General features: G+C 36.2%; 9 protein-coding genes. 8 read left to right on the top strand and 1 reads right to left on the bottom strand.

The window, feature by feature from the left end:
• Positions 1-15: 15 nt before the first annotated feature.
• The gene (locus ACH3PA_RS02480; RefSeq protein ID WP_416448409.1) at positions 16-2934 is read right to left on the bottom strand and encodes a triple tyrosine motif-containing protein; all 2919 of its coding nucleotides are present in this window, start codon (positions 2932-2934) and stop codon (positions 16-18) included.
• Positions 2935-3256: 322 nt separating this feature from the next.
• Between ACH3PA_RS02480 and ACH3PA_RS02475 the strand changes: the two genes are divergently transcribed.
• The 8 genes from ACH3PA_RS02475 (at position 3257) to ACH3PA_RS02440 (ending at position 17355) form a co-directional block, all read left to right on the top strand.
• The gene (locus tag ACH3PA_RS02475; RefSeq protein WP_416440814.1) at positions 3257-6376 is read left to right on the top strand and encodes a SusC/RagA family TonB-linked outer membrane protein; all 3120 of its coding nucleotides are present in this window, start codon (positions 3257-3259) and stop codon (positions 6374-6376) included.
• A gap of 10 nt (positions 6377-6386) precedes the next feature.
• Complete coding sequence (locus ACH3PA_RS02470; protein WP_416440816.1) at positions 6387-7901, top strand: RagB/SusD family nutrient uptake outer membrane protein; 1515 nt, start codon at positions 6387-6389, stop codon at positions 7899-7901.
• Between the two features lie 18 nt (positions 7902-7919).
• Positions 7920-8780, top strand: a complete 861-nt coding sequence (locus ACH3PA_RS02465) for a hypothetical protein (protein ID WP_416448408.1) — start codon at positions 7920-7922, stop codon at positions 8778-8780.
• A 142-nt stretch (positions 8781-8922) separates the two neighbouring features.
• Complete coding sequence (locus ACH3PA_RS02460; protein WP_416440820.1) at positions 8923-10389, top strand: glycoside hydrolase family 30 protein; 1467 nt, start codon at positions 8923-8925, stop codon at positions 10387-10389.
• A gap of 22 nt (positions 10390-10411) precedes the next feature.
• Positions 10412-12151, top strand: a complete 1740-nt coding sequence (locus ACH3PA_RS02455) for a cellulase family glycosylhydrolase (protein WP_416440822.1) — start codon at positions 10412-10414, stop codon at positions 12149-12151.
• A 25-nt stretch (positions 12152-12176) separates the two neighbouring features.
• Positions 12177-13583, top strand: a complete 1407-nt coding sequence (locus ACH3PA_RS02450; RefSeq protein WP_416440824.1) for a glycoside hydrolase family 30 protein — start codon at positions 12177-12179, stop codon at positions 13581-13583.
• An 87-nt stretch (positions 13584-13670) separates the two neighbouring features.
• Positions 13671-15077: a glycoside hydrolase family 30 protein gene (locus ACH3PA_RS02445; RefSeq protein ID WP_416446686.1), complete on the top strand. Its 1407-nt coding sequence runs from the start codon at positions 13671-13673 to the stop codon at positions 15075-15077.
• A gap of 1054 nt (positions 15078-16131) precedes the next feature.
• On the top strand, positions 16132-17355 hold the full coding sequence (locus ACH3PA_RS02440; RefSeq protein WP_416440826.1) for an efflux RND transporter periplasmic adaptor subunit: 1224 nt from the start codon (positions 16132-16134) through the stop codon (positions 17353-17355).
• The last annotated feature ends 67 nt before the right edge of the window (positions 17356-17422 follow it).

The following is a 17422-nucleotide window of genomic DNA, read 5'->3' as shown; positions in this document are numbered from 1 at the left end:
AAAGCAGCTAATTTCTCAATGACCTGATTCAGAAAAAGCGGTTATATTTTCTAAAAATTCAGTGAGGTTCTCATCTTTTACATTTAATTTTTTTCTAATCCTATATCGTGCTGTTTCAACTCCGCGCACAGATATGTTTAAAAGAGGAGCGATTTCTTTATTGGTTAAATTCATTTTAACAAAGGCACATAGGCGTAATTCCCTTTTTGTTATTGTTGTGTCAATTTCTTTTAATTGATGGAAAAAATTCTGATGTACTTTTTCAAAATGGATATCAAATACATTTAGATATTCTTCCCCCATACGGTGCTGGTTCAGGTTAAACAACACTTCCTGCAAGCGTTTACGAGCTGCTTGAGTTTTTAAAGAGTTTTTAAAATCTTTTAAGGCATTGTAGGTATCCGTAAAAATTTCTTTCTTTTTTACCAGGAGCATGGTATAGTTTGCAAGTTCTTTGCTTTTAGTAAGATTATCTTCTTCCAGCTCTTGCTTGTGTTTTTTTATGCGCGCTTTATCCTGCTCGAGTTTTAACTGCTCAATTTCCAGTTGGAGTAATTTCTTTGATTTTTTAGCAGCCTGTTTTTCTTTTTGTCGCTCCCGCTCAATTTTTTGACTAATTAAGTAAACAGTGATTGCTGTAAGGCCTGTAAAAAGTATAAGATAAAAAATAAATGCTACGTTAGTTTGATACCATGGAGGTGGTATGGTAAAATTAAAAGAAGTTTCATCTGCGGCCTGACCTATTAAATTGCGTGCGCGAACTTTAAATGTATAGGTGCCGGGATGTGGATGTGTGTATTCTTTAAAAGCATTACTATCCCAGTTAGACCATTCATTATCTACCCCTTCTAGTTTATATTGAAATTCTTTTTCTGATGAAGGTGTTAATTGAGGCGCGGCAAACTCAAAACGTAATATATCTATCGGGTCATTTAAATCTGCTTTTTGATGAAGCGGAAGTGGCTTAGACTTTTGATTCTGCTTTTTTGTATAAGTAATACTTGTAAGTATTGTTGCAGGATTTAAATTTTGGGAGCTCTCTTTTGTATCATAAAGAAATAAACCATTTATAGAACCTATAAGGACTTGAGACTTACTGAGTGGCCAAATACTCTCCATACCCCGGTTTAAGCTTCCTTTGAGATTTAGAAATAAATTTTTATGAAGTTCTTTGTTTTCAGAGTCATTATCAAAATAACCAACTTCATCATCTTCCACAAACCATACTCGTGAATCATTTTGTATAATTTTACGAGTATTAAATTTTGGATCGAGAATATCATTTAATGGTTTATATGGAATAAATTTCGTAGAAGTTGAATCAAATGTATAGATTCCGGTATTTGTTGTAAAAATTATAGTATCATTCCAGTTTGTGACATTTACATTAAAGGGGGATTGCAGACCATTTTTATCTGTAAAATGTTCTAATGCAAAAACACGACTTAAATTATCGTTTAATTTGAGTCGGTATACTCCTTTATAACCATGACAAACCCAAAAAGTATTATTGGCGTCAACTTGTAAAATATCTCTTCCAGATTCATTAAACCCTTTTATCTTTTCATTTAAAATCCAGCTTCCGTTAGTGAAAGTTAATGGGTATAAGCCATAATAACTGGCAGCAATAAATGTGTTAGACTTGCCCTGCACTGGTATAACTTTCCATATACCATTTGCACCACCTATTCTTACAGGTTTGTTTTTGTCAAGGTAAAACAGTCCTTTATCATGGCTAATTAGAATTTTGCCCTTTTGTTTAGTAATAGACCACGACTGACCTTCAAGATTCTGTACTTTTTCAAAATTTAAAGTATTAATATCGTAATTAGAAATGTCAAATTTTGAATAGAAAACTCCAGTATTTGTGGCAAGATAAAGCGTGTCTTTATCCAAATAAATATCTGATATGGATGAAGAATCAAAAAGATGGGATACAGGTGAATTAAACTCAACATAGTCTAAACCATTATTCATTAAAACCCAGAGACTATTTTCATCCTGAGAAGATTGAACATCTAATATGGTTGAGTTAAACAACTTCAAAAAGGATGAGGGTTTTCTAATAAGTTCACCATTTTGCCGTAGTATCATTAATTTAGAGCTAAGTGTGCCAAGCAAATAATCATTCTTATACATTTTTGCACTAATTATTTGTTCCTGTTCTTCAGGATTAAATAGATTTTTCAATTCTGTTAATGTGCCTTTATTTCTATCAGCTTTCAGGATCACTCCAGATTTAGTGACAATGAGCAATTCATTTTCTTGGTTGGTTGGTAAAAAAGCGACTACAGAGCCTTCATTTTCGGGAAATTGAAAAGATTTTTTAAGACTCATGGATTGAGGATCAAATTCCATAATTCCAAAATTCATATCCTGAACATAGTAATGATCTCCCACTACTCCAGATTGAATAAAGCGATTGTTAGCTTGAATGTGGGTAGCTGTACTACCAGTAACAACAATAAGCTCTGTAAAGGATCTATAAATTAAATATCCTCGAAAGTCATGAACTTGCCATAGATTTTCAATTTTCTCATTGTCTAATTTGAGCTGTTCATTTTGAGAATTAAAAAAGTAATTACCTAAAGAATCCCGATCAATAGTTCCAATTTGATTGAAACCTCCAGCATGTACAACATTGTCTGTTGTTGTAATAAGACTGCGTACTGTAGAATGATTTGGTAAAGTTACCTTCTGCCATCTTTCACCATCAAACACGAGGACCCCGTCATTATTACCAAAGTAGAGTATGCCATTTTTATCTTCGCTCATTGTCCAAAACTGACCATCCGCATGAAAATCATTGCGACTATAATGTGTGATTTTAGGAATTATACCACTTGTATTGCGTGGTATTTCCTGTGCAGAACATATATAAAAAGACCAAAAGGTCATTCCAAAAAGTATTTTTAAAATAAGTTTTATTAGCATTTTATATAAAAAAGATGTGTGTTAAAAATTCAGAAGATAAGTGCGAGCAAAAATATCATTAATTAAATATAAAAATATTTTTTATTCATCTGAAAATCAAATTAAAATGAAAATTGACGTATAAATGACGTATATATTTAACATTGTGGCGTAACTCAAGTGTATCGATTTAGAGATAAGTCGAATTATGATATTTTAATTTAGTCGCTAGGTAAATTAACATGAAAACGTTTTCGAAAGGCATTTAATTGCGAATGTCATAATGGTTTGTACGTCGTAGTGTTAAAGAAAATATCCACAATCTAATAAATCTTAATATCTAATGAGAATTAAAAATTACTTTTTAGTAATGCTGTTGTTGAGTGTCAGCTTAAGCTGGGCACAATCAAAAGAAATTACAGGAACAGTACTAGATGGTTCAAATATGCCATTACCAGGTGCTAATGTTTTAATTAAAGGAACTTCAACCGGAACCCAAACCGATTTTGACGGAAACTTTAATTTATCTGCAGCTCCGGAAGATGTTTTAGTAGTCTCTTTTGTTGGTTTTGAAAGCCAGACCATTCCTGTAGGTACTACTACCAATTTTCAAATTACACTTAAAGAAGATGCCGCTGCTTTAGAAGAGGTTGTAGTGGTAGGGTATGGTACACAGAAAAAAAGTGTCGTAACCGGAGCTATATCAAGTGTAAAAGCTACTGAATTAGAAAACCTCCCGGTAACGCGTGTGGAGCAGTCATTGCAAGGACGAACATCAGGTCTTACTATTGCTGCAAACTCTGGGCAGCCTGGTTCATCCTCTACCATAAGGGTAAGGGGGGTAACAAGTTTTGGCAATAATGAACCACTATGGGTAGTTGATGGAGTGATAGTAGATGCAGGAGGTATAGGTTATCTTAATCAATCTGACATAGAGTCTATTGAAGTTTTAAAAGATGCTGCATCTCAAGCGATATATGGAGCTCGTGCAGCTGCTGGTGTCATTTTAGTAACCACAAAAAAAGGTAGCAAAAGCAAGTTAACTGTGAATTATACAGGGTACACAGGTTTATCAGGCCCGGCTCGAAAACTTGATTTGCTGAATGGCACCGAATATGCCACATTATTTAATGAAAAATATGCTAACGATTTTACTGGTTCTCCATCAGATCTTACGCTTCCGTTTCCGGATGCTGCAGGTATAGGAGCCGGTACAGACTGGCAGGATGTCATATTTAATAATAGTGCACAACGCACAAATCATGAAGTGAGTTTAAGTGGGGGCAATGATGTATCTACTTTCTACCTCTCATTTGGTTATTTAGATCAAGAAGGTATAGTTACCAAAGATATTTCTCATTATACAAGAAAGAATATCAGACTTAATTCTACCCATAAGATAAATGATTTCATCACATTAGGGGAGACAGTAGGATATTCTAATGAAAAGAGCACTGGTTTGGGTAATACAAACAGTGAGTTTGGTGGCCCGTTGAGTTCTGCTATAAATTTAGATCCTCTCACTCCTGTAGTGGTTACAGATGCAACTGTAGCAAACGCATCACCTTATTCAACTAATCAGGGTATAATGAGAGATGAAAATGGTAATCCTTATGGTATTTCAAATCTGGTTCTTCAGGAAATGACAAATCCTCTTGCTTATATTCAAACTCGTTTAGGTAATTATAGCTGGGCAGATAATTTTGTAGGGAATGTCTATGTTAATCTGGAATTAATTCCAGGCTTAAACTTCAAGAGTACACTAGGTGGAAAACTTGCTTATTATGGTAATGAAAGTTTCACGCCGGTTTCTTATTTAAACAGTTCAACAGTTACCTCTCAGAACAACATCTCAAGAGGTACAAACAGAGGATTTGGATGGAATATAGAGAACACTCTTTCATACGTTAAAGAAATAGGAGATCATAATTTCAGTTTATTATTAGGTCAGGGAACGTATACAGAGAATGATAGTAAAGGTGAAACAGTCACTTACAATAATATTCCTGTTACAAATCGTGATGATGCGGCATTTTTTGATGTACCAGACGATCAGATTATAGCTAGTGCTTATATAGGTACAGAGCACCGAGTAACTTCACTATTTTCTCGACTTACTTATGATTATAAAGAGAAGTACTTATTTACAGGAATTATTAGAAGAGACGGCTCTACTCGTTTTGGTAGCAATAATAAATACGGTTGGTTTCCATCATTTTCTTTAGGATGGGTGCCTACTAAAGAAGGCTTCTTTGAGGATAGTGATATATTAAACCAACTTAAAATTCGTGGTGGTTATGGTATTGTAGGAAGTGATGCAATAGGTGACTTTAGATATTTATCTACGATAGGTTCAGGTAGAAATTACACATTTGGCAATGTTGCATCTGTAGTAATAGGTAACAGCCCCAATGCTCCGGCAAACCCAGATCTCAAATGGGAGGAAACAAGACAATCAAACATTGGTTTTGATGCACGTTTAATAAATAATATTACACTAACTGTTGATTTGTATAAGAAAAAAACTGTGGGGATACTGCAAGATTTAAGGCTTCCAGGTTATATAGGAGCAACAGGAAACCCGGCAGCAAATGTGGCAGATATGATCAACAAAGGTTTTGATGTAGAATTAGGATACAACAAATCAATAGGAAATTTTAATATTTCTGCTAATGCAAACTTCTCTTATTTGGAAAATGAGGTGACCTACTTGGGTGAAGGTATAGATTTTCTTTCAGGAGGTGCTACAATACAATCTGGTAATTATCCTATAACACGTACTGCGGTGGGCCAGTCTTTCAATACGTTTTACGGATTTAAAACTAACGGTATTTTTCAAAATCAGGCAGAGATTGAAAATTATGTAAATTCTCAGGGACAGGTTATTCAGCCTAATGCTGTGCCAGGCGATTTTAAATGGGTAGACAGTGATGACGATGGTGTAATTACAGAGGCAGATCGAAAATTTTTGGGAAGTTCTATTCCTAAATATACATTTGGATTCACCATAAATCTGGATTATAAAAACTTTGATCTTTTAATCTTCTCTCAGGGAGCTGCAGGAAATAAAATATTTCAGGGCTTAAGAAGACTTGACATCACAAATGCAAATTATCAAACTGCGGCATTAGGAAGATGGACCGGCGAGGGCTCCTCAAATTCGTACCCAAGGCTATCTAATAGCGACAATAATAATAACTTCTCTAATCCATCTGATTTTTACCTGGAGAAAGGTGATTATTTAAGACTTAAAACAGTTCAGCTGGGATATACTTTACCGGCAGAAGCCATACAACGTGTAGGCTTATCCAGATTGAGAATTTATGTTACCGGCGAAAATTTAGTGACTTTCACTAAATACACAGGTTTTGATCCGGAAATAGGTGGGGGCGTTTTTGGAATAGACCGAGGATATTATCCCCAGGCAATCACTGGTTTACTAGGAGTTAATTTACAATTTTAAAAAAAGAGTTATGAAACTTAAATCAATAGCATATCCTTTAATAGGTTTGGTTATAAGCGGTCTTTCGCTGTCCTGCTCTAGAGAATATATAGAATTAAAACCACAAGGTACATTTCTGGAAGACAACTATTATGAAGATGCAGATCAGGCTTATTCTGGTCTTGTAGCTACTTATGATATAATGGGCAAACAAGCTAAGACTTTCGAAAATATGATCACGATGATGAATGCGGGGTCTGATGATTTTAATGCTGGTGGTGGTAGCCCTTCTGATGGAGCGGGGATACAATCTTTTAATAATTATACCATAGATCCTTCAACCATCCCACCAAGTTTTTGGAATGATTATTTTCAAGGGGTTTTCAGGGCAAATATTCTGCTTCAAAAACTTCCGGATGTGCCAATGGATGAAAATCTAAAAGCAAGATTTACAGCAGAGGCAAAAGCTTTAAGAGGTTATTATTACTTTGAATTAGTTAGGCTTTTTGGTAATGTTCCATTATTTACAGAACCGGTATTAACCAGTGAAATTTATAATGTAGAACAAGCCACTCCAGAAGCTGTATATGCACAAATAGAAATTGACTTACAGGAAGCAATGCCAGCTTTACCAAATATGATTGAAAATCTTGATACAGATGGAGGGCGTTTTACAAAAGGCAGTGTACAGGCACTTTTAGGTAAAGTTTATTTATATGAAGGCAAGAATGATGCGGCTGCAGCGCAATTAGCTGAGGTTAATGGCACCCCCGGAGGAACCAGTAAATATGGCTATAAATTAGTGAGCAATTATGCCGACTTATTTGGAAGTTCAGTAGGTTTTAATTCAGAAGGAATAATCGAGGTAGCAAGTACCAGCGATGCTAATGTAGATTACGGCAACTGGGGCGGTGGTCAGAATGAAGGGAATACGGTTAATCAAATGGTAGGACCCCGAGGTTTTTCTCTTACAGCTAATTCTAAAGCACCTAATTATGCAGGTGGCTGGAGTTTTAATACAGTAACTCAGCAATTGTACGATGTTTTGAAAGGTGACCCTCGTTTCGATGTTACTATAGCAGATCTCAAGGCTTTACAAACAGCGGGTGAAGTGAATTATACACCAGCAAATCAGGATACGGGATATTTTCTTAAAAAATTTATGCCCTTAAAAACAGATGTGTCAGACGGAGGGGGAGTTCCTGAACTTAATTACAGACAAAATGTATATATCATGCGCCTGTCTGATTCTTATTTAATGGAGGCAGAAGCTTTGGGCGCAAATGGCGCTCGAGCGCAAGCTTTATTAGATGCAGTACGAGCAAGAGTAGGCTTGTCTCCGGTTCCTGTTACGATGGATGCAATAATGCTCGAGCGCAGAAAAGAACTTGCAGGAGAAGGTCACAGATGGTTTGATCTTGTAAGAACCGGAAGAGCAGCAAACGCCCTTTCAGGTCAAGGTTTTACAGCGGGTAAAAACGAAGTGCTGCCAATACCTCTTAATGAGTTAGAAAACACCCTTATCGTTCAAAATCCTAATTATTAATCTAAAAACCATAACAACATGATTAAAATAATCAACATAAAATATTTTTATTTTATTATGGTACTGGTGGCAGCAGGTTCAATAACTAGTTGCCAGCCAGATGAGATTGGCTCTGGTAATGGTCTTGCAGATCCTGAAGTTGATGCAACATTTACCGTTACTCCCGTAGAAGGACAGCCCAACAATTTTACGCTTCAGGCTGCCACAGAAAATGTTATTAGCTCAATGTGGAATACCGGTGATGGTTTTTACACAGGAGACACGACAGAGGAATTGTTTTTACCTGATGCAGGCACTTATACCATTTATCATACCGCTATAGGAAGAGGAGGAGAAACTAATACTGTTTCTCAGGAAGTTGTAGTTGCTCAGTCAGATCCCGTTGCAGGAAATTTGGTGAAAGGAGGTAAATTTCAAAATGATGAAGATAGAAACCAGTGGACCGTCCTAAATATAAGTGACTCCGGAACTATCTGGACATTTAATGACGGCAGCGCTACAGTTACCGGTGGCGGTTATAATCAACAGGCAATATATCAGGCGATTGAAGTTCAGGCAAATAAGGAATATACTATCGATATGAAAGTTTGGGGCAGTGGTGCGCTAAATACGTGGTTTGAAGTATATGCATCAACAACACCACCAGTTCAAAATCAAGATTATTCTGCTGACGGTAGAAGAATGGGACTCAGTACATGGGATGGCTGTGCAAATGGTGCCTTTGAAGGAAAATTATCTATAGTGGGCTGTGTAGGCTCAGGTAATAAGGTAACCTTTGATCAGTCTGGAACAATATACCTTTTAATGAAGTCTGGAGGAGAAAGCCTTGGTTCTACTGGAATATCTATTACTAATGTAGAAATGAGAGGAAGTAATTAGATTAAGAATATGAGCCTGTGTTATATAGATACAGGCTCTTTTTTTATACTGCATGAGTAGCTGTACTCTGTTTTTGAGATTTTCAATTATGTTTTCAATGAAATGAATAAATACCAAAAAAGATAGGTAAATGAATATATCTATGAAAAAATATTTTTTCATCTTCCTGTTGGGAAGTACCACGCTTTTTCAAACTAGCTGTTCTTCATCTTCATCAGAAGAAGAAAGTGCTACTGTTCCAGAAACTCCGGAAACCCCTACACCACCCACATCTACAACAAATGATATGGATTTTTGGCTTACAAAAGCAGATCGTAGTGCAGAGCTGCAAAAACAAGCTACAGTCTTAGGGTTTGATACTACACCTAATGCATTTGTCAATATCGAGGTTGATGACAACCAGACTTTTCAGGCTATTGATGGCTTTGGTTTTACCTTAACTGGCGGGAGCGCTCAGGTGATTAATGAACTTGAAACTTCAAAAAAGGCAGAACTTCTTGATGAATTATTTGGTGATTCTGCTACATCTATTGGTATAAGTTATCTTAGAATAAGTGTGGGAGCTTCAGATTTAAATGAGACTTCTTTTACTTACGATGATTTGCCTGAGGGCGAAACAGATCTTGATCTTTCTCAATTTAGTTTTGATCAGGATAGCGCAGTTATTTCGCTTTTAAAAGAAATTATTGCGATCAATCCGCAAATTAAAATAATGGCTACCCCGTGGACTGCCCCAGTCTGGATGAAGGATAATAACAGTTTTGTTGGTGGCAGTTTACAACCTCAATATTATGAAGTTTATGCAAATTATTGGGTAAAATATCTTGAGAAAATGCAAGCTGAAGGAATTAGCATAGATGCCTTAACACCCCAAAATGAACCGCTTCATGGTGGTAACAATCCCAGCATGGTAATGACAGCTACACAGCAAACAGATTTCATTAAAAATAATCTTGGTCCTGCTTTACAGGCGGCAAATCTTGATACTAAAATTATTACTTATGATCACAACTGTGATAACCCGCAATATCCTATTGAAGTGTTAAGTGATGCTGCTGCAAATGCTTTTGTAGATGGTTCTGCTTTTCATTTATATGCCGGAGATATTCAGGCATTGAGCACAGTACACAATGCATTTCCAGATAAAAATGTGTATTTCACAGAGCAATATAACTCATCTAATGATGATTTTGCCGGAACTTTAAAATGGCATTTAAAAAATGTGGTTATTGGCTCTATGCGCAACTGGAGTAAAAATGCTTTAGAATGGAATCTTGCAAATGATGAATCTTTTGGGCCGCATACAGACGGTGGCTGCACAGTTTGTAAAGGAGCAATTACTGTTAATTCTGGTAGTACTGTCACTCATAATGTAGGTTATTATATAATAGCTCATGCTTCAAAATTTGTTCCTGAAGGTTCCCTGCGTATAAGTAGTGAGATAAAAGGAGATCTTCAAAACGTTGCTTTTTTAACACCTGATGGAAAAAAAGTTTTACTAGTTGAAAATGATGGCAGCACAAATACCCAATTTAATATTAAGTATAATAATAAATGGGTGGTAACTTCTCTGGATGCTGGTGCTGTGGGCACGTACATCTGGGAGTAAAACTCAACATTAATAATCTATCATGAAACTTAAATTTTTAGCTCCGTTATTATATCTTTTATCAATTACCTGCTTTGCACAAAGTTTTTTAAAAACTGACGGAGTAAAAATTGTAAATGAGAATACTGAAAACATACTCCTACGCGGTATTGGTCTTGGCGGTTATATGCTGCAGGAAGGTTATATGCTTAAAGTACCATTTTCGGGGCAGCAATATGTTATTAAAGAGCATATTGAAGAGCTTTTAGGCAAAGAAAAAACACAGGAATTTTACACGGCCTGGTTAAAAAACACTGTTCAGAAGACAGATGTTGATTCACTTAAAAGCTGGGGTTTTAATTCTGTACGGCTTCCCATGCATTATAATTTGTACACGCTGCCAGTAGAAAAAGAGCCTGTAAAAGGAGATAATACATGGCTGGAGGCAGGTTTTACAATGACAGATTCATTGGTGAAATGGTGTAAATCAAATAATATGTATTTAATTCTGGATATGCATGCCACTCCGGGTGGGCAAGGTCATGATGTAAATATATCAGACCGCGATCCTTCAAAACCATCGCTTTGGGAAAGTGCCGAAAATCAGCAAAAACTGGTCGATTTATGGGTAAAATTGGCCGAAAAATACAAAGATGAGCCAGTTATTGGTGCTTATGATATTATCAACGAGCCTAACTGGAGTTTTGAAGAAGGAAAAAATAAAAACGGAACTCAGGATTCTGAAAATAAACCGCTGCGTGAATTAATGGTCAGGATTACTGAAGCTATTCGCACCGTTGACAAAAAGCACATTATCATTATAGAAGGTAATGGTTGGGGAAATAATTACAACGGAGTTCTGCCGCCATGGGATGAGAATATGGTAATGAGTTTTCATAAATACTGGAATTATAATGATACCGCAAGTATTCAGAATTTTCTTGATTTTAGAGAAAAATATCAAATTCCTATCTGGCTGGGAGAATCTGGCGAAAACTCAAATGTCTGGTTTGCAGATGCTATAAAGCTGATGGAACAAAATAATATTGGCTGGTGCTGGTGGCCGTTAAAAAAATTAGGCTCTAATAATCCGTTGGAAGTAAAAGTAAATCCAAGGTATCAAAAAGTTTTAGATTACTGGAACAGCAAAGCCGAAAAACCAACTTCTACTGAAGCATATAAAGCTTTTATGCAACTGGCCGAAAACACGAAAATTGAAAACTGTATCGTTCATAGAGATGTCATAGATGCCATGATACGCCAGCCGCATTCAGATAAAACAATTCCTTATAAAGAAATTGTCGTAAAGGATAGCGCGAGTATTAAAGCAACAGATTATGATCTGGGTAAAAACGGAATTGCTTATAAAGATTCTGTTGTGGGAAACTATTATATATCGAAAGGTGGTGATCGCGAAAGCTGGAATAATGGTCATGCATATCGCAACGATGGTGTAGATATTTATAAAAGCGAAAATACTCAGGATGCTGAAGCGGTTTATGTGGGTGATCTGGATAAAGGAGAATTTTTGCAGTACACTTTCAAAGTAGTACAAAGTGGTAACTATAAATTCAGCATTAAAGTAAGAGGAAACAATGCAAAGGGAAAAGCTTCTGTTGAAATAAATACTAAACACATACAAGATCTCAATATTCCAAATTCTTCAGATGACTGGGAATGGATATCAACTGATTTAATTCCTCTAAAAATCGGTACAAATACCCTCAAAATCGGTATAAAAATCGGCGATTTTGACCTGGAAACAATAAAAATTTTAAAGTAATACTAACCACCAATTTAATTTAACGTTGAAAACTCCCTCACTACTATTATTTCTAATAGCTGTTATGGCCGTGAGCTGTAATTCAGTTGAAAAACAGCAAACAGAAACGGCTCAACTTTGGCTAACCTCACAAGATGGAAAGCACTTGTTGCAAAAACAGGAAATTGCGATAAATCCTGATAATGCTGATAAGGCAGATGAAACAATAGTTATAAACGACTCAATAACGTACCAAACCATGGATGGTTTTGGCTATACACTCACAGGCGGTAGCGCTATGCTTATGCATTACATGAGTGATACGGCAAGAGCAGATTTGCTGCAGGAACTTTTTGGGAGAAAGGAAGAAAATCTGGGCGTGAGTTATATACGTTTAAGCATAGGCGCTTCAGATATGGATGCGGCTCCTTTTTCTTACGATGATTTAGCTCAAGGCGAAACAGATATTGACTTAGCACATTTTAATCTGAGTCAGGATACACTTCATCTAATCCCGGTTTTAAAGGAAATATTAAAAATTTCACCAAAAATTAAAATTTTAGGTTCGCCCTGGTCTCCACCAGTTTGGATGAAAGATAATGGAGATACCCGTGGCGGAAGTCTTTTAGAAAAATACTATCCCGTTTATGCAAACTACTTTGTAAAGTATATCAAAGCAATGGGTGATAACGGAATTCCTATTGATGCGATTACCATTCAAAATGAGCCGTTGCATCCGGGAAACAATCCCAGTTTATTAATGAAAGCACCAGAGCAGGGTGAGTTTATTAAAAACCATTTAGGCCCGGCTTTCGTAGACAACAATATTAAAACTAAGATCATTATATATGATCATAATGCAGACAGGCCAGATTATCCTATTTCTATTTTAAATGATCCTGAAGCTGCAAAATATATTGATGGTTCTGCTTTTCACTTATATGGAGGGAATGTAAATGCAATAAGCACAGTACATTATACCCACCCAGAAAAGAATCTTTATTTTACTGAGCAATGGGTAGGAGCGCCGGGCGATTTTGCGAAAGAAATGGAGTGGCACACAGAGAATTTAATTATAGGCGCTACCAGAAACTGGTGTAAAACTGTTCTAGAATGGAATCTCGCTGCAGATGAAAATCAGGAGCCGCATACAGATCGTGGTGGCTGTGACCGTTGTCTGGGAGCAATCACTATTAACGGCAATACAGTTACACGTGAGCCTGCATATTACATTATAGGACAGGCTTCAAAATTTGTTTCGCCGGGGTCAAAACGCATTGAATCAAATCTGTCAAAGGATTTGCCTAATGTAGCTTTTAACACACCGGAAGGGGAAACCGTTCTCATTTTACAAAACAAAGCAGATAAGGCTAAAACAGTTAAAGTAATAGTTAGAGAGAAGAAGGTTTTAGTGAAATTAGCTGCAAAAGACATTGCTACATTGGTGCTATAACAGTATTTTTTTAGAAATAGTTCAAGAAAATAGAAGATGAAAATACAATTGAAATACATTTCCTGTGCAATAATTGCCCTCGGGACAATGAATATATATGGTCAGGCTTCTTCTGAAAAAATGGATTTTCAGGGGAAAAATATTCAAATTTATACTACAGCTGAAAATACAGATCTTCGTCTTTCTGCAAATGGAAAAGCTACTTTTAAAGAATCTTCTCAACCTCTGGAAACCGAGATTACAGTTTTTGTAAACCCGGCTAAAACCTTTCAAACCTTAATGGGAATAGGAGGCGCTATTACTGATGCCAGTGCCGAGGTTTTTGCTGAACTATCTAAAGAGGAACAACAAAAATTGCTTGACGCCTATTATGATGATAAAAAGGGTATAGGTTATACACTAGCGCGTACAAATATTCACAGCTGTGATTTTAGCAGTGCGAGTTATACATATATTGAAGAAGGAGATACTGATCTAAGTACTTTTTCTATAGAACATGATCGAAAGTTCAGGATTCCGCTTATAAAGAAAGCTATAGAAACTGCAGGTGGAAAATTGCCACTGTATGTTAGCCCGTGGAGTCCGCCATCATTTATGAAAAGCAATCATTCTATGTTGCACGGCGGGAAATTATTGCCAGAGTATGCGCAGACCTGGGCAACTTATTATGCTAAATTTATAAAAGCCTATGAACAAGAAGGAATGCCTGTTTGGGGATTGACTATTCAAAACGAACCTATGGCCACGCAAACCTGGGAATCTTGTGTTTATACAGCTGAAGATGAGCGTGATTTCCTTAAAAATTTCTTAGGCCCAACTTTAGAAAAAGAGGGTTTGGGAGATAAAAAAATTGTGGTCTGGGATCATAATAGAGACTTAATGGTTAATCGTGCAAATACGATTTTTAGTGATCCGGAAGCTTCTAAATATGCATGGGGAATGGGTTTTCACTGGTACGAAACCTGGACGGGCGCTCAGCCGCTCTTTGACAATGTTAACCGCGTGCACGAAGCTTTTCCTGATAAAAATTTAATGTTTACTGAAGGTTGTGTAGAAAAATTTGACGCAGCTAAATATCAATACTGGCCTAATGGAGAACGTTATGGCGAACAAATGATTCACGATTTTAATAACGGAACTGTTGCCTGGACAGACTGGAATATTTTGTTAGACGAAAACGGTGGTCCCAATCACGTAGGCAATTTTTGTTTTGCCCCCATACATGCAGATACCAGAACCGGAAAATTGATTTTTACTCCTTCTTATTACTACATTGGTCAATTTTCAAAATTTATTCGCCCCAATGCAAAACGTCTGAGTACCGCTGTAAGCCGAAGTGTTTTATTAAGTACTTCCTTTAAAAATGAAAATGGTAAAATAGCAACTGTGGTTATGAATAAAACCGATGATAGTATAGTTTATAATCTAATTATAGGTGGTTCTAAAGCCTCTATGGAGATTCCGGCTCACGCTATCCAGACCTTGATTTATTAAATATTCCTGAGAAGGAATGTGGAAATTTTCTTGGGTTAAACTGTAAAGTCATGCCTATTTTTTCAACAGTAGCGTTATTTGTTAAAATAAGGCTGTCATTATTTATACCCTATTATCTCTTCTATATCAGTAGTAGACAATACGATCGATCTGCTATGTCTATAATAGTAAAGTAGAGGCTAATATCAGCATGCTTTGTGAAGATTTTCACTGCATTAAAACTACTTGATAAAGCTATCTGCATTGTACGGTCAGAATATCAATGCTTGACACTGAACAATAGGCATTTTATTAGCAGGACACTTTACACTTTTTAAAACAGGTATGTTTAAGTCTGTTTGTAGATGGTTAGTGATAAATGAGTATCTATATTAAAGTCTGGTCATTTCTTGCTTTCTTTTGATTGTTTTCGCTCCTTCCGCTCTTCATATTCTTAGCATTGTAAAGCAGAGCCTTTTTACTCTTATAAATGTAAATGCCACGCCAAAACCAACTAATTTTTGTGCTCCTGACAGGAGGATTATCAGCAGTCCAGTATATGTACAAATCAATAGCAAACTAGTATCTATTATTCATTTGATATTATTTCGGTAGCTTCAAATCTCCACGGCTTTAAAAACATGGTTTTTAAAATTGTATCCAATGGAAAATCAGATAAAAAACAGTATAAATTTAATGACGTCAGTATTTCCGAGGTACAAATCTTAAAGCATTTAAAAAAAGCCGGGCGTATATCTGAATCTGCTGAAGAATTTATATCCTAATTTCAGTTCTAGGAAGCTGGAATTTATAGAAATGTTAAATGAGAATGTCATCTTAAATCTCTTAGTGTGATACGGCAGACGAATTTTAATAGGAAACTGGAAAGTTGGCAGGCATACTATTAATAATAGTTTTTAATCCTAATTATTAATAAAGTAAGATAAACTAAAGTAATGAAATGATCTGGAGATTAGATTTTGATCATTAATGAAGATATTATGGTTAGTCAATCCTACGTCATCCCTAATACATTTGTCATTCCTAAAATAACTTTCATACAACCCAAAATAAGATGAAAACAATTAATTTAAATACCGAAAATATATCCTTGAAAATTCTTGCTGTTTCAGGTTTGCTGTTTGCAATAATTCTTGTACTCTCTTTCACGACAGAAGACAAAGAAGAAGTAGCCATCACAGAAGTACAAGCTATGCCAGTAGAGGTTGCGGTTCCTGTTTATAAAAAAATAACAGAATGGGATGAATATACAGGCCGTTTTGAAGCAAGCAGCAGAGTTGAAGTACGAGCTCGTGTAAGTGGTTTTTTAGAAAGCGTAAATTTTGTGGACGGTCAAATGGTCAAGAAAGGAGAGGTCCTCTTTACTATTGATGATAGATCCTATAGAATTGCATTAGATCAGGCAAATGCAGATTATGGTCAGGCAAAGGCGTCTTTAAAAACGGCGCAGGATAATTACGAACGGGTTGAGTCACTTCGTGAATCCGGAGCAATGTCTATTGAAGAATACGATCGTAGAAAACAGGCATTAGAATTTGCTAAGGCAAGTATACTATTATCCCAGGCAAGAGTTGATGATGCAAAACTGAACTTGGAATTTACAAAGGTTACTGCACCAATTTCAGGATTGGTAAGTAGACATAAGGTAAATGAGGGGAATTTGATTGATGGCGGTACTTCTAACTCTACTATACTTACAACTATAGTGGCCACTAGTCCCATTGACTTTTACTTTACGGGCAGTGAATCTGATTATTTAAGATATGCGAGACTAGCTAGAAATGGTGAGCGTGGATCTATGCGCACGGGAGGGATACCAGTGTTTATCAAGTTACAGGATGAAGCTGATTTTGTACATGAAGCGAAGGTAGATTTTGTAGATAATGAACTAGACAACAATACGGGTACTATTGAAAGTCGCGCAACGCTGGAAAATAAAGATCATCTTTTAGAGCCTGGTATGTTCGGTAAAGCAAGACTTAAAGGAAGTGCAGAACATGAAGCCTTAATGATTCCGGATGATATAATAGGCACTAACCAATCCATTCGTTTTGTTTACGTATTGGGAAATGACAATGTAGTAACCACTAAGAATGTGACGTTAGGCCCTTTGCATAGCAATGGTTTGAGGATCATTCGTGATGGAATAACAAAGGATGATAAATTGATCATCAATAATATTCAAAAAATTGGACCTGGAATGTCTGTTACTCCAATTGAAACTTCTCTAGATAAAGACAAAGGGGGAGAATATGCAGTGGTAAAAGCAGAGAAATAAGTCTCCCCAAAATAATCCTAATATTTAAAGCAGTCATTAATTGCTCTTATCATTCATTTTATTAGAT

Source organism: Leeuwenhoekiella sp. A2, assembly GCF_047946655.1.
Classification (GTDB): Bacteria; Bacteroidota; Bacteroidia; order Flavobacteriales; family Flavobacteriaceae; genus Leeuwenhoekiella.
The sequence above is the reverse complement of the archived record's forward strand: the minus strand, read 5'-3'. Positions and strand labels throughout refer to the sequence as shown.